Source organism: Pseudarthrobacter sp. NamB4, assembly GCF_005796185.1.
Classification (GTDB): domain Bacteria; phylum Actinomycetota; class Actinomycetes; order Actinomycetales; family Micrococcaceae; genus Arthrobacter.
In genome coordinates this window covers 119826-145749 of the sequence record NZ_VAHM01000005.1, presented here as the reverse complement: position 1 = coordinate 145749, position 25924 = coordinate 119826, and the positions used below count along the sequence as shown (strand labels likewise).

General features: G+C 65.9%; 25 protein-coding genes and 3 tRNA genes. 19 read left to right on the top strand and 9 right to left on the bottom strand.

Going from position 1 to position 25924, the window contains the following annotated elements:
* Position 1: 1 nt before the first annotated feature.
* Positions 2-1042 carry a GNAT family N-acetyltransferase gene (locus tag FDW81_RS06545; RefSeq protein WP_138133331.1) on the top strand — a complete coding sequence of 347 codons (1041 nt, stop codon included), beginning with the start codon at positions 2-4 and terminating at the stop codon, positions 1040-1042.
* Between the two features lie 97 nt (positions 1043-1139).
* Here FDW81_RS06545 and FDW81_RS06540 read toward each other — a convergent pair whose 3' ends face one another.
* Complete coding sequence (locus FDW81_RS06540; protein ID WP_138133330.1) at positions 1140-1895, bottom strand: alpha/beta hydrolase; 756 nt, start codon at positions 1893-1895, stop codon at positions 1140-1142.
* A gap of 84 nt (positions 1896-1979) precedes the next feature.
* On the opposite strand from FDW81_RS06540, the gene FDW81_RS06535 reads away from it, so the two are divergent.
* The 6 genes from FDW81_RS06535 (at position 1980) to FDW81_RS06510 (ending at position 8553) form a co-directional block, all read left to right on the top strand.
* The gene (locus tag FDW81_RS06535; RefSeq protein ID WP_240720006.1) at positions 1980-3581 is read left to right on the top strand and encodes a YibE/F family protein; all 1602 of its coding nucleotides are present in this window, start codon (positions 1980-1982) and stop codon (positions 3579-3581) included.
* Positions 3582-3661: 80 nt separating this feature from the next.
* The gene (dusB, locus tag FDW81_RS06530) at positions 3662-4840 is read left to right on the top strand and encodes a tRNA dihydrouridine synthase DusB (protein ID WP_138133329.1); all 1179 of its coding nucleotides are present in this window, start codon (positions 3662-3664) and stop codon (positions 4838-4840) included.
* Positions 4833-6122: a deoxyguanosinetriphosphate triphosphohydrolase gene (locus tag FDW81_RS06525; protein ID WP_138133328.1), complete on the top strand. Its 1290-nt coding sequence runs from the start codon at positions 4833-4835 to the stop codon at positions 6120-6122. The genes dusB and FDW81_RS06525 overlap by 8 nt, the downstream gene beginning before the upstream one ends.
* A gap of 82 nt (positions 6123-6204) precedes the next feature.
* On the top strand, positions 6205-8184 hold the full coding sequence (gene dnaG, locus FDW81_RS06520) for a DNA primase (protein WP_138133327.1): 1980 nt from the start codon (positions 6205-6207) through the stop codon (positions 8182-8184).
* Between the two features lie 77 nt (positions 8185-8261).
* Positions 8262-8334 (top strand) — tRNA-Asn (locus FDW81_RS06515).
* A 146-nt stretch (positions 8335-8480) separates the two neighbouring features.
* A tRNA-Asn gene (locus tag FDW81_RS06510) sits at positions 8481-8553 on the top strand.
* Positions 8554-8603: 50 nt separating this feature from the next.
* Here the strand turns inward: FDW81_RS06510 and FDW81_RS06505 are convergent.
* The 3 genes from FDW81_RS06505 to FDW81_RS06495 form a co-directional block, all read right to left on the bottom strand.
* On the bottom strand, positions 8604-9011 hold the full coding sequence (locus FDW81_RS06505; protein ID WP_138133326.1) for a hypothetical protein: 408 nt from the start codon (positions 9009-9011) through the stop codon (positions 8604-8606).
* Positions 9012-9087: 76 nt separating this feature from the next.
* The gene (locus FDW81_RS06500; RefSeq protein WP_138133325.1) at positions 9088-9279 is read right to left on the bottom strand and encodes a hypothetical protein; all 192 of its coding nucleotides are present in this window, start codon (positions 9277-9279) and stop codon (positions 9088-9090) included.
* A 4-nt stretch (positions 9280-9283) separates the two neighbouring features.
* Positions 9284-10507, bottom strand: coding sequence for a multidrug effflux MFS transporter (locus tag FDW81_RS06495; protein ID WP_171027125.1), 1224 nt, complete (start codon positions 10505-10507; stop codon positions 9284-9286).
* 178 nt (positions 10508-10685) lie between these two features.
* Between FDW81_RS06495 and FDW81_RS06490 the strand changes: the two genes are divergently transcribed.
* The 6 genes from FDW81_RS06490 (at position 10686) to FDW81_RS06465 (ending at position 15962) form a co-directional block, all read left to right on the top strand.
* The gene (locus FDW81_RS06490) at positions 10686-11537 is read left to right on the top strand and encodes a phage holin family protein (RefSeq protein WP_138133324.1); all 852 of its coding nucleotides are present in this window, start codon (positions 10686-10688) and stop codon (positions 11535-11537) included.
* 96 nt (positions 11538-11633) lie between these two features.
* A complete protein-coding gene (locus FDW81_RS06485; protein WP_138133323.1) occupies positions 11634-12257 on the top strand; it encodes a CDP-alcohol phosphatidyltransferase family protein in 624 nt (207 codons plus the stop codon).
* Positions 12257-13165 carry a DMT family transporter gene (locus FDW81_RS06480; protein WP_138133322.1) on the top strand — a complete coding sequence of 303 codons (909 nt, stop codon included), beginning with the start codon at positions 12257-12259 and terminating at the stop codon, positions 13163-13165. Before FDW81_RS06485 ends, FDW81_RS06480 begins: the two co-directional genes overlap by 1 nt.
* Before the next feature lie 122 nt (positions 13166-13287).
* Positions 13288-14484 (top strand): glycosyltransferase, encoded by a 1197-nt coding sequence (locus tag FDW81_RS06475; RefSeq protein ID WP_138133321.1) that lies wholly within the window; start codon positions 13288-13290, stop codon positions 14482-14484.
* A gap of 74 nt (positions 14485-14558) precedes the next feature.
* Positions 14559-14632 (top strand) — tRNA-Ile (locus tag FDW81_RS06470).
* Positions 14633-14774: 142 nt separating this feature from the next.
* On the top strand, positions 14775-15962 hold the full coding sequence (locus FDW81_RS06465) for an acyl-CoA dehydrogenase family protein (RefSeq protein ID WP_138133320.1): 1188 nt from the start codon (positions 14775-14777) through the stop codon (positions 15960-15962).
* 20 nt (positions 15963-15982) lie between these two features.
* On the opposite strand, the gene FDW81_RS06460 is transcribed toward FDW81_RS06465, so the two are convergent.
* Positions 15983-16609 (bottom strand): M23 family metallopeptidase, encoded by a 627-nt coding sequence (locus FDW81_RS06460; protein WP_138133319.1) that lies wholly within the window; start codon positions 16607-16609, stop codon positions 15983-15985.
* A gap of 460 nt (positions 16610-17069) precedes the next feature.
* On the opposite strand from FDW81_RS06460, the gene rpsB reads away from it, so the two are divergent.
* The 6 genes from rpsB to FDW81_RS06430 all read left to right on the top strand — a co-directional run bounded on the left by rpsB (position 17070) and on the right by FDW81_RS06430 (position 22062).
* Positions 17070-17927: a 30S ribosomal protein S2 gene (gene rpsB, locus FDW81_RS06455; protein WP_138133318.1), complete on the top strand. Its 858-nt coding sequence runs from the start codon at positions 17070-17072 to the stop codon at positions 17925-17927.
* A 129-nt stretch (positions 17928-18056) separates the two neighbouring features.
* Entirely contained in the window at positions 18057-18893 is an 837-nt protein-coding gene (tsf, locus tag FDW81_RS06450) for a translation elongation factor Ts (protein ID WP_138133317.1), read from the top strand.
* 124 nt (positions 18894-19017) lie between these two features.
* Positions 19018-19755, top strand: a complete 738-nt coding sequence (pyrH, locus tag FDW81_RS06445; RefSeq protein ID WP_138133316.1) for a UMP kinase — start codon at positions 19018-19020, stop codon at positions 19753-19755.
* A 127-nt stretch (positions 19756-19882) separates the two neighbouring features.
* Complete coding sequence (gene frr, locus FDW81_RS06440) at positions 19883-20440, top strand: ribosome recycling factor (RefSeq protein ID WP_138133315.1); 558 nt, start codon at positions 19883-19885, stop codon at positions 20438-20440.
* The gene (locus FDW81_RS06435) at positions 20440-21363 is read left to right on the top strand and encodes a phosphatidate cytidylyltransferase (protein WP_138133314.1); all 924 of its coding nucleotides are present in this window, start codon (positions 20440-20442) and stop codon (positions 21361-21363) included. The genes frr and FDW81_RS06435 overlap by 1 nt, the downstream gene beginning before the upstream one ends.
* Positions 21364-21477: 114 nt before the next feature.
* Entirely contained in the window at positions 21478-22062 is a 585-nt protein-coding gene (locus FDW81_RS06430; RefSeq protein WP_138133313.1) for a DivIVA domain-containing protein, read from the top strand.
* A gap of 42 nt (positions 22063-22104) precedes the next feature.
* On the opposite strand, the gene FDW81_RS06425 is transcribed toward FDW81_RS06430, so the two are convergent.
* Genes FDW81_RS06425 through FDW81_RS06410 form a run of 4 tightly spaced genes read right to left on the bottom strand, consistent with a single transcriptional unit; the run spans position 22105 to position 25888 of the window.
* Positions 22105-23571, bottom strand: coding sequence for a cation acetate symporter (locus FDW81_RS06425; protein ID WP_138133312.1), 1467 nt, complete (start codon positions 23569-23571; stop codon positions 22105-22107).
* A gap of 21 nt (positions 23572-23592) precedes the next feature.
* A complete protein-coding gene (locus FDW81_RS06420; protein ID WP_138133311.1) occupies positions 23593-23943 on the bottom strand; it encodes a DUF485 domain-containing protein in 351 nt (116 codons plus the stop codon).
* On the bottom strand, positions 23940-24656 hold the full coding sequence (locus FDW81_RS06415; protein WP_138133310.1) for a LytTR family DNA-binding domain-containing protein: 717 nt from the start codon (positions 24654-24656) through the stop codon (positions 23940-23942). Before FDW81_RS06415 ends, FDW81_RS06420 begins: the two co-directional genes overlap by 4 nt.
* A gap of 23 nt (positions 24657-24679) precedes the next feature.
* Complete coding sequence (locus tag FDW81_RS06410; RefSeq protein WP_138133309.1) at positions 24680-25888, bottom strand: sensor histidine kinase; 1209 nt, start codon at positions 25886-25888, stop codon at positions 24680-24682.
* Positions 25889-25924 lie beyond the last annotated feature (36 nt).

Sequence of the window (25924 nt, the reverse complement as noted above, 5' to 3'; positions counted from 1 at the left end):
CGTGGCCATCGAATACCGCGAGTGGCGCGAGGGCGACGACCTGGCGCTCCTGGAAATCTGGGGTGACCCCGAAACGCACCAGGCCCGCCAGTTCCGCGGCGCCCTGGCGGTTTCCTCCGCCGGTGCTGGCGGCATGCCGTGGCGGCGCTGCATTGTGGCCGAGGACGTGGTCGACGGCGTCGGCATCCCCGTTGCGGCGGGGGTGGCCTACGAGGCCTCCCTGCACCCGGAGCGGCTGTGGACCTACATCGAGGTGGCCCGGGACCACCGGCGTTCGGGCATCGGCGCCACGCTGCTGACCATGCTGCGCCGCGAGGCCGAACAGTCGCCGTCGGGCGTTTCAAAGCTCCGCGCCAAGGTGGAGCCGGGCACCGCCGGTGCCGCCTTCGCCGAGCACTTCGGCCTGGCTCCCATCCAGCGGTCCCGGCTGGTGGTGGTGGAACCCGGCGCCCTGCGGTTGCCGGTGTTCCCTGCCAAGGACGGCGGCGGGACGGCGAACGATGAAAACGCCGGTTCCGACGTCGTAATGGACCTCGCCACCGGATCTGTGGAACTGACTGACGTCGTGGGCCGGTACTACACCTCCATCCACGACTGGGATTCTCCTGGAGCCCTGTCCGTGGGCCAGGTGCAGAAGCTGTTCCTGGACGAGCTCACCGGTGCCCACGGCGCCATCGTGCTGCGGGCCCGGCCGGAATCGGCGTTTGGTGCCGGCGTGGTGCCCAGCAGGAAGGGCCGGATCCGCGCCTTCGCCGTCAGCTATGCGGCGCCGGCCCAGGATCCGGACCAGGATCAGGCGCAGGATCTGCCGGCGGGCGGCTCCGAAGTGCCCACGGACGTGTTCGTCGGACATGAACCGGCCCTTGCCGCTGACGACGCCGCCGAGGCCGTTCGGGACATCCTGGCCCTGATCGCGTACCAGCACCCGGTGATGCTGGAACTGGACGACTCCATGACAGCCCTGCGCGCCGCCGTCGAGCCCCTGCTCGAAAGCGGCAAAGCCCGGCTCGCAGGTCCGGAAACCCTGGTGGTCTCGGACTAAGCAGCCGTCCCGCTAAGCCCCTGCTTTACCGGCCGGCGGCGCCGGGTGATGCTCACGGCGTCACCGGCGCTGCCTGTCAGGGGTGGGCTCTGCGGTATTACAGGGTCACTTGGACCGCTGCTTCCGGGAGCAGGCGGTGGAAGTCCGTGGGCAGGGCAATCTGGGCGCCGGTGCTTTCGGCGAAGGCCTTCATGACAAAGCCGGTGGTGAGCGTCTGCCACAGCCTGGTCTTGCGGAGCATGAAGTGGCCCGCGCCCCTGAGGGCCACGTACTGCATGCTGGCCGCCTCTGCGGAGGCGCGCCTGGCGAACAGCAGCGACGCCGAGGGGCTGGTCCACCTGTCGGTGGTGCCGTGGACGATGAGGACCTTGCGGTCGGCCACTGCGGAGACTGGAGTGTCCGGGCGCAGCCAGGGGGCAAGCGCGACGACGGCCTCCACCGAGGGGTGGTCGGCGGCGCAGACTGCGGTCAGTCCTCCCATCGAGTGGCCCACCAGGAACACTGGCACGCCCGGGTGCTGCTCCTGGATCTGTGTGAGTGCCCAGCGTGCGTCCTGCAACGGTGACATGTCCGCGCCGTTCCAGCCACGGACGCTGTTGCGCAGGGACCACACGGCCAGCCCGTGCTTCCTGCCGGCGCGGTGCAGGTGCCGGGCGAAGGGCACCATCCTCACCGGACTCAGATGCCTTGCCTCCACTGGCTTACGGCTTTGCGATTTTCCGCCGTGCAGCACCAGGGCAATTCCCCGGGTGGGACCCGGGGAAGCCAGGACGCTGAGTACCGCCTCCCGGGCAACGGCGGGGGTTTCAGCAGGACCTGATCCGCCGTCTCCACCGATACTGCTGTTGGCCATGCCTGGTACCTCCAGTCCCCGATGATCCATTTATCAACCCTACGGGCCCGGACGTAGAGTTCACTGTATGAGGTTCTACTGCTGATGGGGTCCGGCCACTCCCACGCTTCCACAGGCCATTCCGAGCTGACACCGCAGGCGTTGGCTGCCCGGCAGAAAGCCAACCGTATCCTGGCGGCGGTGCTGATCCCGTTGACCCTGCTCACCCTGGCGGGGATGGCGATGCTCTGGCCCTCGGGCAGCAAGGAAGGCATCTCGCTTGCCAACCCTTACTCCGCTGCCCCAGGTGTTACTTTTGACACCGGCACCATCAAGAGCGTGGCCACCGAAAACTGCATGCAGGGCGTGACGCAGCAGGGCCAGGGCCCGGGCCAGGAGGCCCAGCAAAGCCAGCAGGCTCCAACTCAGCAAGGACAGCAAAGCCAGGGATCTGAGTGCACGTTTGCCTTGACTGAGCCGGACAAGGGCGGAAGTCCGGTGAAGGTGGTCATCAACCCGGACGTTGCCAGGTCCCACGGGGTGAAGCCCGGCGACCAGATCCGCTACCTGAATCTGTCCAACGCCCAGGGCGCCTCTGCTTCGCAGGGTTCGCCGGCCTTCATCTTCGTTGACTTCGTCCGGACGCTGCCCATGGTCCTGCTGGCCCTGCTGTACTCCGTGGTGGTTATCGCAGTGGCACGCTGGCGGGGCTTCCGGGCTCTGATTGGCCTCGTCGGCGCCTATTTTGTGCTCGCCGGCTTCATGCTTCCCGGCCTGGTGGAAGGGAAACCGCCGCTGCTGCTTGCCCTGGTGGGGTCCACGGTGATCATGATCGGAGTCCTGTACTTCGCCCACGGCTTCTCGGCACGGACATCGACGGCGCTCCTGGGCACTATTTTCGGGCTGGGGATCACCGCGCTCCTGGCGGCGTGGGCCACCGGGGCCGCCAACCTCGCCGGGGTGGGCAACCACGACGCCACCACCTTGGTGAACACCTCCGCCAACATCTCCATCTCCGGCGTCATCCTGTGCGGGCTCATCATCTCCGGGCTGGGCGTTCTCAACGATGTGACCATCACGCAGTCCTCGGCGGTGTGGGAGCTGTACGAGCTGGCGCCGGGCAGCAGCGCCCGGAAACTGTTCACCTCGGCCATGCGGATCGGCCGTGACCACATCGCCTCCACCGTGTACACCATTGCCTTCGCCTACGCCGGTGCGGCCCTGCCCATCCTCATCATCGTGATGTTGTACGACCGCCCGCTGGCGGACACCCTCACCAGCGCAGAGCTGTCCGAAGAAGTCATCCGGACCCTCGTGGGTTCCATCGGCCTGGTCCTGGCCATCCCGGTGACCACGCTGATCGCCGTCCTGGTGGTCAAGGCCACCGGCATTCAGCCAGTGGCTCCGGGGGCAGGCCCGGAAGCACGGGTCCATGGCAACTCCCCAGGGACCGCCCGGAACCGGGTACTGTCGCGGCAGGGAGCCTCCCCACCAGCGGAGGACACGGCCGACGGCGGAGGGCGGGCCCGTGCGTCGGATTCCGCCCCAGCGGGCACCAGGCCGGAGGGCAACGGCGTGGGAGTTCCCGGAGTGGACGACCCCGGGTCGCTGGCTGCTGCGGCCCTGGCCCGGCGGTCACGCCCCTCAGAAGGAGAACCGGACGGAGAGCTGGCCACCCGGCGTGGGCGCCGCGCCAACCGCCGCTGACGGGCGGCGGGTGATGGACGGCGGCCGCCGGATGCCGCAGGCCCGACGCCCGATTTGCCCGGCTTTGCAACAATGGACAGGTGACTGTTGCAGCAACTCCTCCCGCCCCCAAGCTGGAACTCCCGCCCCTGAAGCTGGGCCCGATCACCGTGGACACGCCGGTGATCCTGGCGCCCATGGCCGGGATCACCAACTCTGCTTTCCGCCGGCTCTGCCGTGAGTACGGCGGCGGCATGTATGTGGCGGAGATGGTCACCTCCCGCGCGCTGGTGGAGCGGACCCCTGAGTCCCTGCGGATCATTTCCCACGACGACGATGAAAAGGTCCGGTCCGTCCAGCTGTACGGCGTGGACCCGGTGACAGTGGGTGCGGCCGTTCGCATGCTGGTCGAGGAAGACCGCGCCGACCACATCGACCTGAACTTCGGCTGCCCCGTCCCGAAGGTCACCCGGCGCGGCGGCGGCTCAGCCCTGCCCTGGAAGATCGATCTCTTCACCTCCATCGTGCAGACAGCTGTCCGGGAAGCCTCGAAGGGCAACATCCCGCTGACCATCAAGATGCGCAAGGGCATTGACGACGACCACCTCACCTACCTCGACGCAGGCCGCATTGCCCGCGATGCCGGCGTCGCCGCCGTCGCGCTGCATGGCAGGACGGCCGCGCAGTTCTACTCCGGACAGGCTGACTGGTCCGCGATCGCCCGCCTGCGCGAAGCGCTGCCGGATATCCCGGTACTTGGCAACGGCGACATCTGGTCCGCTGAAGACGCCGTCCGGATGGTGCGCGAGACCGGCGTCGACGGCGTGGTGGTGGGCCGCGGCTGCCAGGGCCGGCCCTGGCTGTTCGGCGACCTGCAGGCCGCATTCGAAGGCAGCGACACCCGCTTCCGGCCCAACCTGGGGCAGGTGGCCGAGGGAGTCTACCGGCATGCCGAACTGATGGTGGAAACCTTCGGTGACGAAGGCAAGGCGCTGCGGGAGATCCGCAAGCACATCGCCTGGTACTTCAAGGGCTATGTGGTGGGCGGTGAACTCCGTACCCGGATGGCGCTGGTAAGCAGCCTTGAGGACCTGCGCACAGCCCTGGACGAACTGGACACCGAATCTCCCTACCCCGGCAGCGACGCCGAAGGACCGCGCGGCCGCGCAGGGTCGCCCAAACGGCCGGCCCTGCCCAAGGACTGGCTGCAGTCGCGAGCCCTCAACGCCGAGCAGTCGGCCGACATTTCGGCTGCGGAACTGGACGTCTCCGGTGGCTGAAACGCGTACTGCCGCCCCGGTGCTTCCGGGCTACGACACCCACGATTCCGCCCGGTGGATGGAAGAACCGCCAAAGAGCATTTACCGCTCCGACTTCGAGCGCGACCGCGCCCGGGTGCTGCATTCCTCGGCGCTGCGCAGGCTGGGTGCCAAGACGCAGGTGGTAGCCCCGGACACGGACGACTTTGTAAGGACACGCCTCACGCACAGCCTGGAAGTCGCCCAGGTGGGCCGCGAACTCGGCCGTGCCCTGGGGTGCGATCCGGATGTGGTGGACACCGCCTGCCTTAGCCATGACCTGGGCCACCCGCCTTTTGGCCACAACGGCGAATCGGCCCTGAACGAGGTAGCCCACGCCATCGGCGGCTTCGAAGGCAACGCCCAGACCCTCCGGCTGCTGACACGGCTGGAGCCCAAGGTGCTGACGGCAGAAGGCCAGCCGGCCGGGCTGAACCTCACCCGTGCCAGCCTGGACGCAGCCGCCAAATACCCGTGGTCCGCCTTGGAAGCCCCCGTGATCCATGGCCAGCGCACCAGCAAGTTCGGCGCCTACGAGGATGACCTGCCCATCTTCAACTGGATCCGGGAAGGCGCCCCCGAACGCCGGTCCTGCCTCGAGGCCCAGGTCATGGACCTCGCCGACGACATCTCCTATTCGGTGCATGACGTCGAGGACGCGATCGTGGCCGGACACTTCCAGCTCCGCTGGATGGACAACCCGGACCACCGTGCCCGGGTGGTGGGGTATGCCAGGCAGTGGTATCTGCCGCATAATGATCCCGCCGCCATCGACGCCGCCCTGGCCCGGCTTGAAGCCACGGACGTGTGGGTCCGGGAAGCGGACGGCAGCCGCAAGTCCATGGCCGCCCTGAAGAACATGACCAGCCAGCTGATCGGCCGGTTCTGCCAGAGTGCCCTGGAAACCACCCGGGCCGTCTACGGTCCGGAGAAACTGACGCGGTACAACGCCGAGCTCATGGTCCCGGAGGAGACCGTCATGGAAATTGCCGTGATGAAGGGCTTGGCCACCACCTTTGTGATGACCACCGAACACCGGCAGCCCATCTACGAACGCCAGCGCGAAGTGCTGCACGCCCTTGTCACGGCACTGAGCGCCACCGGCGACCGGCACCTGGAGCCAATGTTCGCGGCGGACTGGCGCGATGCTCCCGACGACGCCGCCCGGCTCCGCGTGGTCATCGACCAGGTGGCTTCCCTGACGGACGGGTCCGCCCTGGCGATGTACGAGCGCCTGGTGGGGAGCCTGCCGTCCCTGTGGTGATAAAGGCTGTGGTGATGAACGCTGCGGTGAGACATGCCACTGGCCGTCGAACGCCGTCGTACCCTGTCGCTAGGATGGCTCTGTGCCTGGGCTGATCAAACGTGAAGACATCGACGAAGTACGCCAGCGCACAGACATCAAGGAAGTGGTTGACGGCTACGTCACGCTGAAGGGCGCCGGACTGGGGACCTTCAAAGGCCTGTGCCCGTTCCATGACGAGCGCTCGCCGTCGTTCACCGTCCGGCCCCAGGTGGGCCGCTACCACTGCTTCGGCTGCGGCGAGGACGGCGACGTCATCGCCTTCGTCCAAAAGCAGGACCACAGCTCCTTCCAGGAGGCCGTGGAGAAGCTGGCCGCCAGGATCGGCTATGAGCTGCGGTACGAGGACGGCGGCACCGGCCCCAACCGCGAGGAAGTCGGGCGCCGCCAGCGGCTGCTGGACGCCCACAAGATCGCCGACGAATTCTTCCGCGCCCAGCTCCTGACGCCCGGGGCCGCGGAGGCACGGACCTTCCTGCACGGCCGCGGCTTCGACCGGGCAGCCGCGGAGCACTTTGGCTGCGGCTACGCCCCGCAGGGCTGGGATGCGCTCCTCAAGCACCTCCGCGGCCGCGGGTTCACTGACGCGGAACTGAAGCTGACGGGCATGTTTTCCGAAGGCAACCGGGGGATCTATGACCGTTTCCGGGGCCGGCTCATTTGGCCCATCAAGGACATCGCCGGTGACACCATCGGGTTCGGTGCCCGGAAGCTCTACGAGGACGACCAGGGCCCGAAGTACCTGAACACCCCCGAGACGGCGCTTTACAAGAAGTCCCAGGTCCTCTACGGCATTGACCTCGCCAAGCGCAGCATCGCCAAGGACCGGCAGCTAGTGGTGGTGGAGGGCTACACGGACGTGATGGCCTGCCACCTGGCGGGAATCACCACTGCGGTGGCCACCTGCGGCACCGCGTTCGGCACCGAACACATCAAGATCGCCCGCCGCCTGCTGTCCGATGACGGCACCGGGGGAGAGGTCGTCTTCACCTTCGACGGCGACGCCGCCGGGCAGAAGGCGGCCCTGCGGGCCTTCGAGGAGGACCAGAGGTTCACTGCCCAAACGTACGTGGCCGTGGAGCCCAGCGGCGCGGATCCCTGCGACCTGCGCCAGAGCAGAGGAGACGAAGCCGTGCATGCCCTGGTGCAGTCCCGCCGGCCGCTGTTTGAATTCGCCATCCGGACTACGCTCAAGCAGTTCAACCTGGACACCGTGGAAGGGCGCGTGCAGGGACTGAAGGCCTCCGTGCCGGTAGTGGCCGCCATCCGGGACGCCTCCACCCGGACAGGCTATTGCCAGGCGCTGACCGGCTGGCTGGGCATGCCCGATCCCAACGAGGTACTGCGCCTGGTCAATGCCGAGGTGAAGAATGCCGCGAAGCGCGGCGACACCGGGCGTATACAGGGTTCCGGCCCCCAGGGGCACCACCAGCAACCCGGCCCGCAGCACGGCCACCAGCACGGCCACCAGGGCGCGGCGGGCCGGGGCCCTGGCGGGGGTCCCGGTGTAGCTGCTGGGCCGCCGTCGGGAGCTGTACCGTCCTACCACCGTCCGGACCCACGTGACCCGGTGGCGTCCATGGAACGGCAGGCGCTTGAGGTGGCGCTGCAGGAGCCGTCGCTCCTGGCCGGCGGCAACTGGGAACGCTTCTCCGCGGCGAGCTTCGCCACCCCCGCCTTCCAGGCCGTCCACGACGCCATGCGCGCCACGGACCCGGCCCTGACCGCCGATCCCGTCCGGTGGGTGGAACAGGTGATGCATGAGGTCCCCGAACCGCTGCGGCCCCTCGTGTCCGAGCTGGCTGTGGTACCGCTGCCCGCGAGTACGGAGGAAGCCGTCCAGAAGTACTGCCGGGACATCCTTTCGCGTCTCTTCGAGCTCCAGATTACCCGCGTCAAGGCGGACAAGATGGGCCAGCTCCAGCGCCTGGATCCCGCCACGGATCCGGAGACCTTCCAGCGGCTCAACCGGGAACTGATGATGCTGGAGATGGAACGCCGGGCGCTGCGTGCTGACGCGTAACCGCGTGGGCTGTCTACGGGTCAGGCCCCCGATTTCGTTTCTACGGCAGGTGTTTGCTAGGCTAATACCCGCTTCATTCCTCCTTAGCTCAATTGGCAGAGCATTCGACTGTTAATCGAAGGGTTGCTGGTTCAAGTCCAGCAGGAGGAGCGCACATCCCCGTTCCGGCTTACCGGAGCGGGGATTTTTTGTTGCCCGGGCAGTGCTGTTTGGGGGCCGGCAAGGGGCTGTTCGCCCCGTGGTAACGCCGATTTCACTTTGGCCGGAATCCTTTGCTAATGTCATACCTGCTTCATTCCTCCTTAGCTCAATTGGCAGAGCATTCGACTGTTAATCGAAGGGTTGCTGGTTCAAGTCCAGCAGGAGGAGCAACGGAAAATTCCCCGGCCCTTTTTAGAAGGACCGGGGGATTTTTTATTTCACACAAAGTCCATTTCCACCTGCAGGAAGCGCTCCGCCTCCTCGACTGCGGCCAGGAAGGCCTCTTTTTCGGTAGGCGACTTCCGCGGCTGGCGGGGATTCCATTCATGCGGCGCCGAATGGACGCGCACGAACCCGGTGTCCGGGGGCGCATAAAAGATCCCGAAGCGCTGCACCGGCCACTCCGGGGAGGTTTCGGGGGCCACCAGCAGCGCGGCCTTGAAGGCGGGGTTGTACCACTGGGCGATGGGCCGCCGCCGGTCCTCGGTGAACAGCCCGGCGGCGTAGAGGGCTGCTGACTGCTCGCCCGTCTGGGCACACAACCGGTCCCACCACAGTGGCAGTATCCGGTTGTCGCACCGTTGCCATGTGGCCGGAAGCGGCGGTTGTTCCTGCCAGCGGGGCACGGACAATATTTTATCCCGGGAGCAGTGCCCAGCGGCAGGTGCCGAAAGCCCTGCAACGGGTTGGGGGAAAGAATGGTCAGTGACGGTTCCAGGGGCCGGGGTTGACCCGGTACAGCAGCGCAGAGCCCGCCACCATGCCCAGGATGATGCCCATGGCAGGGTTACCCAGGGCGCGCCCGGCGAAGTAGCCCGCGACGGCGCCAACCACAGCCCCGACGAAGAGTCCCCGGCCGTTGCGGTGCGGCTTTCGCCTCCCAGGATGCTTCACGGCATCAATGGATCGAGGGGACGGTCCGCGGCCGGACCACGATCCAGAGGGCAGCAATCGCCAGCAGGATGCAGCTGGCCTGCACTGCCCCCATGGGGGCGGCGCTGGTGATGCCCAGCCAGCCCACCACGGGCGAAATGAGTCCGGCCATCATGAATGTCGAGAAGCCCAGCAGGGAGGCGGCAGTGCCTGCCTGGCCCGCGTGGCCGGCCAGGGCGAGCACCTGCACGCAGGGGAACATGAAGCCCGTGCCCAGGATGTAGAACCACAGCGGAACCAGGACTCCCCAGAGGCCGAACCCCAGCTGGTCGAACACCACGATCAGCATGGCCATTACGAACATCCAGGCCGTCGCCCCTGCGAGGATCCACTGCGGCGGCACCCGGCGGATGAGGCGGGAACTGGTCTGGATCCCTGCAACGATGCCCAGCGAGTTGATGCCGAAGAGCAGGCCGTACTCCTGGGCGGAAAAGCCGAAAACGTCCTGGAACAGGAAGGGCGAGGCTGACAGGTAGGTGAACAGGCCGCCGAAGTTCAGGCCCGCCACCAGCAGCAGTCCGACAAAGACCCTGTCGCTGAAAAGGATCCGGTAGCGCTGGCGGGCAGTCAGGCCGCTCTGCCGGCGCTTTTCCGGCGGCAAAGTCTCAAGCACCAGGAACAAGGCGGCGACGATCACCAGGGTGCCGTAGGCGGCAAGGAACACGAAGATTCCCGGCCACGGCATCACCAGGAGCAGCTGTGAGCCGATGACAGGTGCCAGGATCGGCGCCAGGCCGTTGACGAGGGACATGCGCGAGAACATTTTGACCATGGCGTAGCCCGAGAACAGGTCGCGCACCATGGCCATGGCCACCACGCCGCCGCCGGCAGCACCTACGCCCATCAGGACGCGGAAGATGCCCAGCGAGGTGATGTCGGTGGACAGGGCAGCACCCAGGGATGACGCAATATGCAGAGCCGTGGCCAGAATCAGCGGGGTGCGGCGGCCGAATCTATCGCTGAAGGGGCCTACCACCAGCTGGCCGATGGCAAAGCCCACCGTAGTACCCGCCAGGGTCAGCTGGACCTGGGCCTCAGTCACCCCAAGGCTCGCCTCCAGCGCGGGGAACGCAGGAAGGTAGAGGTCGATCGTGAACGGACCCAAGGCAGTCAGGGCGCCGAGGAGAAGGATGTACAGGAGTTTTCGTCGGCGGCTCAACAAATCGCCCGGATTGCTGGGTGTGGTCACGGAGATCAATCCTAGGCCCGCCGTTGCCGATTTCTTCAGCGTTGTAGGGCGCGCCGCCCGGCAAGCCCCGAAGTTCGCCCTAAACCTGAATGATAGTTTTGGTGGCACGGACTGTGCAGCTGCACTTTGCCGCGTCACACCGGAGCCGATTCGACCCATGACCAGTAAGGCGGAACTGATGAGCGGACGTCACAGCGGGCCTACCAGCCCCGGATTGCGTATCACTGCCCTGCCCAGGACGCTGAAACTCCTCTTCCGGTTGGCGCCGCGCCAGCTCAACGACGAAATCGCCTTCGCAAAGATTGAGCTCAAGCGCAAGGGAATGCAGGTGGGAGTCGCGGCGGCATTCCTGGCTGTGGCGCTCGTTTTCCTCCTGTTCCTGGTGGTGGGCCTCATCGTTGCGGCCATCATGGGGCTCGCAACCATCATGCCCGCCTGGCTGGCCGCACTCCTGGTGTCCGCTGCGTTCCTGCTGATAGCGCTCATCGGCGGACTGATTGGTGCGCGGAAGTTCAAGAAAGCAATGCCGCTCATGCCTGAGGAAACCATCCGCGGCATCAAGCACGATATCGGTGTGGCCAAGGAGGGGGCGGCGTTCAATCCCGCTGTGCTGGACCCGCAGAGCCCGGAGGGCAAAGCCGCAAAGGCCGCGAAGGACGAAGCCGCCGCGAAGGCCAAAGCCGAGAAGGCGGCGAAAGCTGCCGAGCACGACAAGGAATTCCCGCACGCATCAGAGCCGGAGCTGGTCCACCGCCTGAGCCAGCGCCGCCACCACCTCACCGAAGTCCGCGACGAACTCGGCAATGAGCTGGACGTCAAGACCCAGGCCCGCTTCCTGCTGAGTTCCGCGCAGGTCAAGCTGCGGGAAGGCCAGGCCCTGGCAAGCCATGGGAAGGACGTTGCAGCCCAAAAGCTTGCCGCGTTGCCCGGGTCCACCGACGTTGAGAAACGCTGGAAGCCGCTGGCGGCCTTCATTGCTGCCGGGACCGTTTTCCTGGTGCTGGTCCGGAAGCTCCTCCGCACGTACTAGGACGCTTTCACGGGCCTGCGCCTTACGGCCCGCGGAGGCGGTTCACAATCAGACAGCAGGACCCCGATGGGGCAGCAGGAAGGAAAGGGTCGCGGGGTGAAGTTCATTGGTGCCGGCTCCCGTCCTGGACGTCCCCAGGTGGATCATGACCTTGTGTTCACCATTCCGAACCTGCTCACGGTGGTGCGGTTCATGGGGGTACCGCTCTTCATCTGGCTGATCCTGGCGCAGCAGGAATACGGTGCCGGAGTCGTGGTGCTGGCGGTCATGGGCAGCACGGACTGGATCGATGGCTACATTGCGCGCCGCTTCAACCAGACGTCCAAACTGGGCAGGGTCCTTGATCCCATAGCCGACCGGCTCGCACTGATAGCAGTGGCTGTCACCCTGGTGATTGCCGGCGTCGTCCACTGGCTGTACCTCGCCGCGCTGGTGATACCGGACGTTGTCCTGCTGGCGCTGACACTGTCCCTCTTCGGTGGCCACCCGAACCTCCCTGTCAGTATGGTGGGCAAGGTGCGCACCGGCCTGCTGCTGCTGGGAACCCCCATGCTGTTGCTGTCCCGGCTGGACACCGGATTCTCCGGCGGGCTGTTCATTGCTGCCTGGATCGTGCTGGGCCTCGGCCTGGTGGGCCACTGGATCGCCGCCTACAACTACTTCTGGGCCATCCTTCGGAAGGGCCGCCTGCAGGCACACCACGACGACGGGAGCGCCTGATGGTGTGGGTGGCAGTCCTGCTTGCGCTGCTGGGCGCCTTCTGCCTCGCCCTTGGTGCGCAGCGGCAGGGGAGTGCTGTCAAAGCGGACACCGGTGGCCTGGCCCTCAGCTCCAACGGCTTCCTGCGCCTGCTCCGGAACCCGCGCTGGGTGTTCGGCCTCCTGTTGCTGTGCGCGGGCATGGCCATGAACGCGGTGGCGCTCGTGTCCGCCCCCCTGACGGTCATCCAGCCCATCGGCGCCATCGCGCTGGTGATCACCACCATCGTCAACGCCCGGGACCAGGACCTGACCATCAACCGCCCCACGGTGGTCGCCATCGCTGCCTGCATGACCGGTTCTGCCCTCTTCGTCCTGCTGGCCGTCAACGTCACCCAGGAGAACCACCATGTGAGCCTGGATGACGAGCTCACCATCGTGCTGCTGGTGGCCCTTGCGGTGGGGCTCTTTGGCACCCTGGCCGTCATGTTCAGGCACCGGATGAACGCCTTCGTCTACATCATGGGGGCCGGGGTTCTTTTTGGCTTCGTGGCCGTCCTCACCCGGATCATCGGCAAGCACCTGCTCGACCCAAACGGCCTGTTCCTGCTGAACGTTCAGTGGTACTCCGTGGTGGCCATCATCGCCGCCGGCGGCCTCGGATCCTGGTTCGTCCAGAGTGCCTACTCCACGGGCCCGCCGGACCTGGTGATCGCCGGACTGACGGTCATCGACCCCATTGTGGGGATCGCGATTGGCATTGTGATCCTTGGCGAACTCCGCCCGGATGTCCACGCAGTTCTGGCCATTGCCATGGGAACCGCCGCGTCCCTTGCTATCGTTGGGGTAATCGCCCTTTCAAGGCACCATCCGGAGGTCACGAAGCGCAAGAAGGATGCGCGGAAGGCCGCGGGCCGGGCGACGCGTTAGCACTGTCCCACCGATTCCACACCAGATTTCGTCAGAACCACGAGGCCCCGGCGCCCGGCGCCGGCCGCTAACCGTGCTGCCAGTACATGCTGTCCGCACCGTGACCATCAGGAGTTTTCCCCGTGACCACGCCCGCAGACATGCGCCCCCTGACCATCCTGATCGCGGCGGACACGTATCCTCCGCATATCAACGGAGCGGCCCAGTTCGGCTACCGCCTGGCCAAGGGCATGACCGGCCGGGGCCACAACGTGCACGTCCTCGCCTGCCGGGCGGACAACGGCAAAAGCTTCACCGAGTTCCGTTCAGAAGCGACGGTCCACCGGCTCCGCTCCCATGGCGTACCCACGCATGAGTACTTCCGGATCTGCCTGCCTTGGGAGATCAAAAAGGAAATCAGCCTTCTTTTCGACCGGGTTAACCCTGACGTGGTGCACATCCAGAGCCACTATATGATCGGCGAGCACGTCCTGTATGAGGCAGTGAAGCGCGGGGTCCGGATCGTGGCCACCAACCACTTCATGCCGGAAAACCTCAACCCGTTCCTGCCGTTCCCGCAGTGGTTCAAGAACATCATCGGCCGCATCTCCTGGAAAGACATGGGCAAGGTCATGGGCAAGGCGGACGTGGTGACCACCCCCACGCCACTTGCGGCCAAGGCCATGCATGAACATGCCTTCCTGCGTAAGGTGCTGCCGCTGTCCAACGGCATAGACTCCGCTGCCTACGAACTCCAGCCCGGCGAACAGATCGAGCCGCATCCGCACCCCACGGTGATGTTCGCGGGGCGCCTTGCCGAAGAGAAGCATGTGGACGTGCTGATCGAGGCCATCAGCAAGACGCCGCCTGAACTGAACGTGCACCTGGAGATTGTGGGCGGCGGGGAAGTCCGGCCCGCACTGGAGGAGCTCGTCCGCCGGCTTGGCCTGGGGGACAGGGTGCAGTTCCTTGGCCTTGCCAGCGACGAGGAACTGCGGAAGTCCTATATCCGGGCAGACCTTTTCTGCATGCCGGGCACGGCCGAGCTGCAGTCGCTGGTCACGCTGGAAGCGATGTCGGCCTCCACCCCTGTAGTGCTGGCGGATGCCATGGCGCTGCCGCACCTGGTGCGCGACGGCGGGAACGGCTACCTTTTCACCCCCAACGACAGCGACGACCTGGCGAAGAAGATCACCCAGATCCTGGAGCTTCCGGCCGACCAGCGTGCCGCCATGGGCCAGGTCAGCCGGCAGATGGTGGAACCGCACAGCATCCAGGGAACCCTGCAGACATTCGAGGACCTGTACCGCGGCGCGGGCTTCGAGGACAAGGTGGTCTGAACGCTGACCGGGGTTTGCTAGAGTGTTTTTGCCCAGCCGCCATGCACAGTGTTGTATGGAAGGCCCGGCCGCAAGGGGCTATAGCTCAGCTGGTTAGAGCGCGGGACTCATAATCCTAAGGTCCTCGGTTCAAGTCCGAGTAGCCCTACATCCCAGGAAACCGCTGCCCGCGACCATCGCCGGCAGCGGTTTTCCTTTCTTAACCTCCCGCCCTGCGGTATGTTACTCATCAGTAACTTAAGGTGTTCTTGTCAGAGCAACAGTCACCGCTGATCATTTGCGAGGTAATCATGTCCACTTCTGCTGCCGAATCCATCCTGCCCTACGCCGACGGCGACTTCTATGCCTTCGAGCAGATGCTGACTGACAAAGAACGGGACCGGCTTGCGGAGGTCAGGAACTTCCTGGCCCGCGAGGTCCGTCCCATCGCCGTTGACTGCTGGAACCGGGGCGAGTTCCCGATGGACTTGATTCCCAAGCTGGCAGACATTGACCTGGTCAGTCCTGTCCGCCGGCAAGGACACTCCAACCTCTTCGCCGGCCTGCTGCACGCAGAGGTGACACGGGCAGATGCTTCCATTTCCACCTTCATGGGCGTCCACGACGGTCTTTTCACCGGTTCCATCGAAGCCCTCGCCTCCCAGGAGCAGAAGGACGTCTGGCTGCCGGACATCTACTCGCTCAAAAAGATTGGCGCGTTCGGCCTGACCGAGCCGCTGGGCGGCAGCGACGTTGCCGGCGGTACCCGCACCAGCGCCCGGAGGGAGGGCAGCAACTGGATCCTCAACGGCGCAAAGCGCTGGATCGGGAACGCCACTTTCTCCGATTGGGTGGTGATCTACGCCCGGGATGTGGAGGACAACCAGGTCAAAGGGTTCCTCGTCGACACAACTCTTGAGGGCTTCAGCACAGCGAAGATCGACAACAAAATCGCCCTCCGGACAGTCCAGAATGCCGACATCGCGTTGGACAACGTGATGGTTCCGGACTTTTACAAACTGGCCCATGCCAACAGCTTCCGCGACGTCAACAAGGTCTTGAAGGTCACCCGGCTGGGGGTGGCGTGGCAGGCTGTTGGCCAGCAGCTGGCTGCCTTTGATGTGGCCCGGCGCTATGCAGTGGAGCGCCACCAGTTCGGCCGGCCGCTCGCCTCGTTCCAGCTGGTGCAAAGCCAATTGGTCCAGATCCTGGGCAACGCCGTCAGCTCCATGGGCATGATGGTCCGGCTCTCCCAACTGGAGGACGCGGGACAGGCGAAGGATGAGCAGTCAGCCCTGGCCAAGGCGTTCACTACCGAACGCATGCGCGAGAGCGTCGCCATCGGGCGGAGCATCCTTGGCGGCAATGGCATTGTGACCGACTTCGGGATGGGAAAGATCTTCGCCGACGCCGAGGCCATCTATTCCTACGAGGGAACCCACGAAATCAACACCCTGGTGACGGGCCGGGCCATCACCGGCATTTCCGCCATCGTCTGATTCCGGTTGCCGCGGGCAGGCTACGGGGTCAGCGGCAGGAGGATGGATGGCCGCAGGTCCATGACGAACTGAAGCGGATTCACATAGTCGTCTCCCCGGCGGACACCCCAATGGACGCAGGACGAGGCAGGGCAATGCCCGGCAACGATGGTGCCGATCGCCTGCCCGGCGGCAACGGGACTGCCGGCTGCAAGGGTGCTCTCTACAGGCTCAAAACTGCTGCGAAGACCGTTGCCGTGGTCGATGGTGATGACCGGCCGGTCCACCACCACTCCCACGAAGCTGACGGTACCCGCCGCCGGGGAGGTGACCTGGACGCCGTCGGACACTGCTTCCAGGTCCACGCCCCGGTGGCCGCTGAGCCATGGTTTGGACGGCGGATCAAAATCCCGCAGCACCTGCGGGCGTGGAGTAAGCGGCCACTGCCACGAGGGTTCGGCCGCCACCGGTTCAACTTCTGCGGCACGGATCTCTGCCGCGGCACCCACCTCCACCGCGGCACCCACCTCCACCGCGGCACCCATGCCTCCTGCCGCTGTCGGAATTTCGAATCCCGCAGGTTGAGGACCATGTGAAAGTGGCGCTGCGGCGGACGCCACCGAGGCGGGAAGAAGCAGCACGGCGGCCAGGAGAACCGGTGGTTTCATGCCATCAGCCTGCACCTCCCCGAAACGCGCCGGCAGTGCCAGGGCCGGCTATGTGGATAAGGCCTTCCCCGGCGTATCGATGGCCGCCGCGCGCAGGGGCCTGTAGTACACTTGGTGGAGCAGTTTGCTGCGCCCTCAACGCTTTCCGTCCAGCGTCTATCCCAATGGTCAATCCAACGGTATATGTCGCTGTCTGGGCTGCGTCGGCACAACTCATTCAGGAGTGTGGGGGAGCCGCGGCTGACTACGCGCATCCAGCCCTTGACCGGGCGGGGCTTCGGCTTCCGCCTCCATGGATCAGGCCTCCTGCGGTCCGTGCCACCAGGCACGGATGGGAAGCGTGAAGGATGCCAGGAGCACGGCCCAACCGGGCCACGCTAATCAACCGTCAACTATTGGCAGGGTAAGAAGCCTCCGGGCTCTCTCATGAATGACCTGCCGGAAAATAAGGAGCGTCGGAATGCCCGTCGTAACCATGCGCCAGCTGCTTGACAGCGGCGTCCACTTTGGTCACCAGACCCGCCGTTGGAACCCGAAGATGAAGCGCTTCATCTTCACCGAACGCAACGGCATCTACATCATCGACCTTCAGCAGTCGCTGTCCTACATCGACCGCGCCTACGAGTTCGTCAAGGCCACCGTTGCCCACGGCGGCACCGTGCTGTTCGTCGGCACCAAGAAGCAGGCCCAGGAAGCAATTGCCGAGCAGGCAACCCGCGTTGGCCAGCCCTACGTGAACCAGCGCTGGCTCGGCGGCATGCTGACCAACTTCCAGACCGTCGCCAAGCGCATCCAGCGCATGAAGGAACTCGAAGAGATCGACTTCGACGACGTCGCCGGCTCCGCTTACACCAAGAAGGAGCTGCTGCTCCTCAAGCGCGAACTCACCAAGCTCGAAGCCAACCTCGGCGGTATCCGCAACCTGACCAAGGCACCGTCCCTGCTCTGGGTCGTGGACACCAAGAAGGAACACCTCGCCGTTGACGAGGCCAAGAAGCTGAACATCCCGGTGGTGGCCATCCTGGACACCAACTGCGATCCGGACGAGGTCGACTTCCCGATCCCGGGCAACGACGACGCCATCCGCTCCGTGAACCTCCTGACCCGCGTTGTTGCCGACGCCGTGGCCGAGGGCCTCATCGCCCGCAACAACCGTGGCGCGGGTGCTGCTGAAGCTCCGGAAGAGCCGCTGGCCGAATGGGAGCGCGAGCTCCTCGAAGGCAACAAGGCTGAAGCTGCTGCCGCACCGGCGGAGGAAGCTGCAGCCCCCGCTGCCGAGGCTCCCGCCGCTGACGCTTCCGCTGAAGAAGCCAAGTAACACAAGTAGATCCGGACTCTCCGGCACCGTCCTGCGGTGCCCGGAGCTGCTGACAGGATGGCAGCCCACCACGGGCTGCCGTCCTGTCGGTCCGTACACCACAACACATTTCTAGACAGAGGGGTTCACATGGCGAACTACACTGCCGCGGACATCAAGGCCCTGCGCGAGCGCACCGGCGCCGGCATGATGGACGTCAAGAAGGCTCTTGACGAAGCCAACGGTGACGCCGAGAAGGCCATCGAAATCATCCGCATCAAGGGCCTCAAGGGCGCTACCAAGCGTGAAGGCCGCTCCACCGCTGAAGGCCTGGTGGCCGCAAAGGTCAGCAACGGCGTCGGCGTCATGATCGAGGTCAACTGCGAAACCGACTTCGTTGCCAAGGCTGACAAGTTCATCCAGCTGGCCGACAAAGTCCTGGCCGTCGCCGTCGAGTCCGGCGCTGCCGACCTCGACGCCCTGCTCGCCACCGACGTTGACGGCAAGCCCCTCTCCGAGGTCGTCGTCGAAGAAGGCGCTGTCCTGGGCGAAAAGGTTGTTGTCCGCCGCATCTCCCGCATCGAGGGCGCAACGGTCGACGCTTACCTGCACAAGACCTCCAAGGACCTGCCCGCCCAGGTTGGCGTCCTGTTCGCAGTTGACGGTGAGGGCGAAGCCGCTGCCACCGCTGCCCACGATGTTGCCGTCCACATCGCTGCCATGGCCCCGAACTACCTGACCCGCGAAGACGTTCCGTCCGAGCTGGTCGAGTCCGAGCGCCGCATCGCCGAAGAGACCGCAAAGGCCGAGGGCAAGCCCGAAGCCGCGCTTACCAAGATTGTTGAAGGCCGCGTGACCGGCTTCTACAAGGGTGAGGTCCTGGTTGACCAGGCGTTCGCCAAGGACGCCAAGAAGTCCGTGGCACAGGTCCTCGAAGAGGCCGGTGTCAAGGGAACCGCGTTCGCGCGTTTCCGCGTCGGCTCCTAGCCGGAACTGCAAGGGGGTGGCCACTTCGGTGGCCGCCCCTTTTGCATGCGCGGGACAAGCCGGAACGGGACCTTTGCCCGCGCAGCAGGATAACCTTTTTAGAGTTCACCAACGGGAAGGCATCATGGAAGCCGTCAACACTGTAATCCAGCCAGAGAAAAGCCGACGCCGGGTCCTCCTGAAGCTTTCAGGCGAGGTTTTTGGCGGCGGGAAGCTGGGCGTTGACCCCGAGACCGTCCGCGACGTCGCCAAACAGATCGCCGCAGCCGTTCCCCAGGTGGAGGTGGCCATCGTGGTGGGCGGCGGCAACTTCTTCCGCGGCGCGGAGCTGTCCCAGAGCGGGATGGACCGCTCGCGTGCCGACTACATGGGCATGCTCGGGACCGTCATGAACTGCCTGGCCCTGCAGGATTTCCTGGAGCAGGCCGGCGTCGAGACCCGGGTCCAGAGTGCCATCACCATGGGGCAGGTCGCCGAGGCCTACATTCCACGCCGTGCCATCCGGCACATGGAAAAGGACCGTGTGGTCATCTTCGGTGCCGGCGCGGGACTGCCGTACTTCTCCACCGACACCGTTGCCGCGCAGCGGGCCCTCGAGGTCCACGCCGACGTGGTCCTGATGGCCAAGAGTGGCGTGGACGCCGTCTACACTGCCGATCCCAAGAAGGACCCCACCGCGGAGCGGCTTGAAAGCCTCAGCTACGATGACGCCCTCCGCCGCGACATCCGGGTTATGGACCAGACGGCAATGACCATGTGCAAGGACAACAACCTTTCCATGGTGGTCTTCGGCATGGAGGGTGAAGGCAATGTCACCCGCGCCATCCTTGGCGAAAAGCTGGGCACGCTGGTCACCGCCTAGCTCCAGCTAGGATGTTTTCAGGACAGTTCCGTCCCTGCCCCTGGGGCGGGGACGGTCCAGCAACAGAGAACCACGTTTGTGCATGGAGCCGGCGCCCCGGACTGCACCAGAACCGTCAGGAGAGACCGTGATCGAAGAAACCTTGCTCGAAGCCGAAGAAAAGATGGACAAGGCTGTCGAGGTAGCCAAGGAGGACTTCGCTTCCGTCCGCACCGGCCGCGCCAACCCCGGCCTGTACAACAAGGTCCTGGTGGAGTACTACGGCTCACCCACCCCGCTGCAGCAGCTGGCCTCGTTCGCGATCCCGGACGCCCGCACCATCCTCATCACCCCCTTCGATAAGACGGCGCTGCGCGACATCGAGCGCGCACTGAGCGATTCCGAAGTGGGCGCCAACCCCTCCAACGACGGCAACGTCATCCGGATCACCATCCCGGAGCTGACCAAGGAACGCCGCAAGGAATACGTCAAGATCGTCAAGACCAAGGGTGAGGACGCCAAGGTGTCCATCCGCAACATCCGCCGCAAGGCCAAGGAAACCCTGGACAGGCTGGTGAAGGACGGCGAGGCCGGCGAGGACGAGGGCACCCGCGCCGAGAAGGAACTCGACAGCATCACCAAGGCCCACGTGGACGGCATCGACGAGCTGCTCAAGCGCAAGGAAGCAGAGCTGCTCGAAGTCTGATGGGCCAGGCAGATCAGGCCCCGGCATCAAGGGCGCGCACACGGGGGAAGCAGCCCAGGAGCAACCCGACGCCAAAGGCCGGCAGGAACCTGCCGGCCGCCGTCGTGGTGGGTCTGGCCATGCTGTTTGCCGTGCTGGGCGGACTGCTGTTCCTCCCGCTTGGCTTCGTTGCGGTAACCACCACCTTCGCCGTCTTCGGCGTGTGGGAGATCTACCGGGCCCTGGAGGCGAACGGAACCAGGATGCCCATCATTCCGGTGATGACCGGCACGGTGGCCATGCCGTTCGCAGCCTACCTCGGCGGCATTGAAAGCCTCCTGTTCGCCATGCTGCTGAGCTCGGTGGCCGTGCTGCTGTGGCGCTCGATCGAAAGTGCTGCAGGTTCCGCCAACAGCATCTTCGCCGGCGTCTTCACGTTGGGCTGGGTGCCGTTCTTCATCAGCTTCGCGGCCCTGCCGCTGCATGCACCCAGCGGTGCAACACCCTTGGGGCTCTGGCCGGGCGGAACCATTCCCGAAGGTGCCTGGCAGATAGCGGTGATGCTGCTGCTGGTGGTGTCCAACGACACCTTCGGCTACCTGGTGGGCGCGTCCCTGGGCAAGCATCCCATGGCACCCAAAATCAGCCCCAAGAAATCGTGGGAGGGTTTTGCCGGCTCTATTGGTGGCGCCATGCTCATCGGCATCCTTGCCTGCCTTTTTGTCCTTGATAAGCCATGGTGGGTGGGCGTGGTGCTGGCAGTCGGCCTGGTGGCTGCTTCCACGGCCGGCGACCTGGCCGAATCGATGGTCAAGCGGGAGCTGGGGATCAAGGACATGAGCAGCATCCTGCCGGGGCATGGCGGAGTCATGGACCGGCTCGATTCCATTGTGTTTGCGTCGCCGGTTGCCTTTGTACTGTACGTTCTGGTGGCCGGCGCCTGAAACGAACCTGCGCCCGAGCGGCAGACGGATTCCGCCACACATAAGCTGGTGCAGAAGCATTACGGCTGGAGAGCATTGAAAGCATTACTGCTGAAGAGCATTGAAGGAAGCAAAGTGGCATTGGACATTCATCGGCAGATCCCTGCATCCTTTGAGCGCGTGCAGCGCGGTGAGTACGGCTATAACGCCAGGCAGGTGGATGAGTTCCTGCAGCGGGCACGCGTGTCATTGGAGACCCCGGAGGCGGCAACCGACCCCATCAAAAGCGGGGACGTCAGGGCAGTGTCCTTCGATCCCGTGAAGGGCGGCTATTCCGCCGCGGTGGTGGACGCCGCCCTGGATCGGCTCGAGGACGCCTTCGCCCGCCGGGAACGGGACGAGCTGATCGCAGCCCGCGGCGAGGAAGCCTGGCTGCGCGAGATCGGAAACCTGTCCGGCATCCTGCGCGGCCGGCTCCACCGGCCCGACGGGGACCGCTTCCGCCGCCCCAGCCAAAAGAAGGCCCGCAGCTACAACACGGACGACGTCGACCGGCTCTGCCGCGAGCTGATTGCCTACCTGGAGCAGGACAAGCCGCTCAGCGTGGACAGTGTGCGGCGGGCAGTGTTCCGCCCGGCCGTTGGGCGGGAAGGGTATGAGGAAACCCAGGTAGACGCCTTTCTGGACCGGGTTATCGAACTGATGGCGGCCATCGACTGATCCGGTTGCCCGGGAGCTGATGCCGCGGGGGAGACGGGATGTTCAGCGTTCGGTCGCCAGCGGCCGCTCCGGGGTATGGAGCCGCGTCATTACCCGGGACATGGTTTTCGGAACCCGGTGTACGGTTGCCCGCGACACCATGACCATCACTGCGAAGGCTCCCGGAACCGTCCACGCCGCGGGCTGGGCAAGCCATGCAGGTGTGCTTGAGGCCCCGGCCATCGCGCCCACAACCATGGCTCCGCCGCACAGCACCCCTCCTGTCAGCATTCCGGCGATCGCCCCGGCATCGGTAAGGCCGCGCCACCAGATCCCCAGGAGCAGCACGGGGCAGACGGTGGAGGCGGTGAAGGCGAACACCAACCCCACGCTTCCGGCCAGGGCGAAGGAGTCGGTCATTAGGGCGAACCCCAGGGGGACAAGGGCGGACACCACGGCAGCGAGCCGGAAGCCGTCCACCCCGCCGCCCAGCACATCCTGGCTGATGACCCCCGCCAGGGAGACCACCAGGCCCGAGGTGGTGGAGAGGAAGGCAGCGAAGGCTCCCGCCACCACCAGGGCGGACAGCAGGTCGCCCGCCGTTCCCCCCACCAGCTCGCCCGGCAGCAGCAGCACCATGGCGTCCGCCTGCCCGGACCGCGCCAGGCCGGGCGCGAATATACGCCCCACCAGGCCGTACGCGGTGGGAAACAGGTAGAACACGGACAGCAGGCCCAGGACGATCAGTGTGGTGCGGCGGGCAGACTGCCCGTCCGGGTTGGTGTAAAAGCGCACCAGAACGTGCGGCAGCCCCAGGGTTCCAAACAGCAGGGCCACGAGCAGCGACACGTTCTGGTAGAGCCCGGCCGGGGCTAAGCCCGTGGGATTTGCCACAGGCGGGGCCAGCGCCGGGGTTCCGTTTCCGGCGAGGACGAAGATGATGAAGAGGATGGGGACGGCCAGTGCCGTCAATTTCAGCCAGTACTGGAACGCCTGGACGAAGGTGATGGAGCGCATTCCGCCGGCAACCACGGTCAGGCAGACGACCACCACTACGGCCACCGAACCCGCCCAGGACGGCAGGCCGGTGGTGATGCGGATGGTCAGGGCAGCCCCGTGGAGCTGGGGCACGATGTACAGCCAGCCCACCAGCACCACCACCAGGCTGGTGACCCTCCGCACCGCCCGGGAGTCCAGCCGGGCCTCGGTGAAGTCGGGAATGGTGTAGGCGCCGGACCGCCGCAGCGGAGCCGCGACGAAGAGGAGCAGCATCAGGTAACCAGCCGTGTATCCGACCGGGAACCACAGTGCGTCGGTTCCGGACAGCAGGATGAGGCCGGCCACGCCCAGGAAACTGGCGGCGGACAGGTACTCGCCCCCGATGGCCGAGGCATTCCACCAAGGCCGGACTGTCCGGGAGGCAACATAGAAGTCACCGGTGGTCCGCGAAATCCGCAGGCCATAGAAGCCGATGACCGCCGTGGCCAGGGAAACAACTGCAAGGGCAGCGAGTGCCACACCAGGATTCATGGCGCCCTCACCAATCGCTTGTCATCGGTCATCAGCCAGGTCCCGGTACCGGGACTCGTTGCGGGCAGCCATCCGGATGTATAGCCAGGCGCTGAGGCCGATGACCGGATAAATGCCCACTCCCAGCAGTAGCCACGCGAACGGAACGCCCGCCACCCGGGTTTCGGCAAGGCCGGGGACAGCCGCGAGCAGCAGCGGGAAGGCGCCAAGAATCAGCAGGAAACCGGACGCCACCACCAGCGCCAGCCGGAGCTGGGACCGGATCAGGGACCGGACAAAGACCTGGCCAACCTCGGAGTCCTGCGCTGCCTCCCGGCTCTCCTTGGCAGGCCGCGGAGCCGTCCGCGGAGCCGTCACCCGCACCCTGGTCATGGGATGGGCCTGATGCGGGTGGCCTCGAGCTTCTCCCGCACCAGGGGCAGGTGGCGCCTGCTGATGGGCAGACCGGCCCCCGCCACGGTAACGCTGGGACCGTCGGCCGCTAGCTTCATGGAGGTAACGTGCTTCAGCGCCACGAGGTAGGAGCGGTGCGTCCGGATGAAGCCCGCGCCTGCCCACTGCTGCTCCAGGTCGGCAAGCGGGACCCTGATCAGGTAGCTGGCCTCCGCAGTGTGGAGCCGCGCATAGTCACCTTGTGCCTGGACGTAGGTGACGTCGTCGCGCCTGATCATTTTGGTGGTGCCCCCCTGGTCCACCGTGATCATCTCCGGGGCGGCGCCGCCGTCGCGCAGTTCGCTGATGCGCCCCACGCAGCGGGCAAGGCGTTCCACCCTCACCGGCTTGAGCAGGTAATCCACCGCAGCAAGTTCAAAAGCGTCCAGTGCGTGGTCCTCGTCGGCCGTCACGAACACCACGGCCGGCGGCCGGCTCTGCCCCGCAATGGCGCGGGCAACATCCAGGCCGGACACTGCCGGCATATGGATGTCCAGGAAGACGGCGTCAACCGCTGCGGAGGAGAGGGCCCGGAGGGCTTCACTGCCGGAGGTGGCCCGGAGGACCTTGCCCACCCGTTCGTCCCTGCCCAGCAGGAAAGCCAGCTCCTCAACGGCGGGCAGCTCATCATCGACGACGAGGACGTTAATCATCTTCCTAGCGTAGCTTTCGCACGTCACGCATCGTGGCCAGGCTGGGATTTCGGCACGCGCATGGTGATCAGGGTCCCTTCCCCGGGCGCTGTCTCGATGACCAGCCCGTGGTCGTTGCCGTAGACCTGCCGCAGGCGGGCATCGACGTTGCGCAGGCCCACGTGCTCGCCGTCGGTGTGGCCCGCCAGCATCGACTGCAGCTGTTTCGGATCCATGCCCACGCCGTCGTCCTCGATGGTCACCTCGGCGAACGCGCCGGCGTCGTTGGCTGTGATGCTGATGTGCCCCGGCCCTTCCTTGGCTTCCAGGCCGTGCCGTACTGCGTTCTCCACCAGGGGCTGCAGGCTCAGGAAGGGGATGACGGTGCTCAGCACCTCAGGAGCCACCCGCAGGCTGACCTGTACCCGCTCGCCGAACCGGGCACGTTCCAGGAGCAGGTACCGATCGATGCAGCGAAGCTCCTCGGCAAGGGTGGTGAAGTCGCCGTGCCGCCGGAAGGAGTACCGGGTGAAATCCGCGAACTCCACCACCAGCTCCCGGGCCCGGGCGGGGTCGGTGTTGATGAAGGACGCGATGGCGTTGAGGGAGTTGTAGATGAAGTGGGGGCTGATCTGCGCCCGCAGCGCACGCACTTCGGCTTCCATCAGCAGCGTCCGTGACGCATCCAGTTCGGCGAGTTCCACCTGGGCGGCCACCCAGTCGGCCACTTCGCCGGTAGCCCGGACCAGGCCGGCTCCTGCCGAGGGAGCGAAGGCGGCGACGGCGCCCACCACCCGGGTGCCTGCCCGCACCGGGGCGATGACCGCGGCAAGCCGGCCGCCCGTGCCATCCTTCGGAGCACCGTTGGGCCCCGCAGGCTGGCCCGCCGGAAGCACCGCCGTCCGACCGCCCGCCAACACCCCTTCCGCCAGGCGCATCAGCTGCGGCTTCAGTTCCTCCGCGGCGCCGTCCCAAGCGAGCACCCCGGAGGTGTCCAGCAGCGCGAGCGCTTCGCACCCCAGCAGGGTCCGGAGGTGGCGGCTTGCCTTTGCCGCCCCGGCCGGGTTGAGGCCGCGGCGGAGATGCTGGCCTGCCTGGGATGCGGCATGGAGCGTATGGTAGGTGGCACGCTCGGCGTCAGTGCCCAGGTCACGGAAGGAGCGCAGCACCTTGAGCCCCACGCCGACGACGACGGCAATGGCCATGGCGATCACGGCCACGGCCGCTGCGGTCAGGAGGGGGGAGTCCGGCATGGTGCCAGCGTAGTGGCGGGCGCCGTTTGTCGCAGC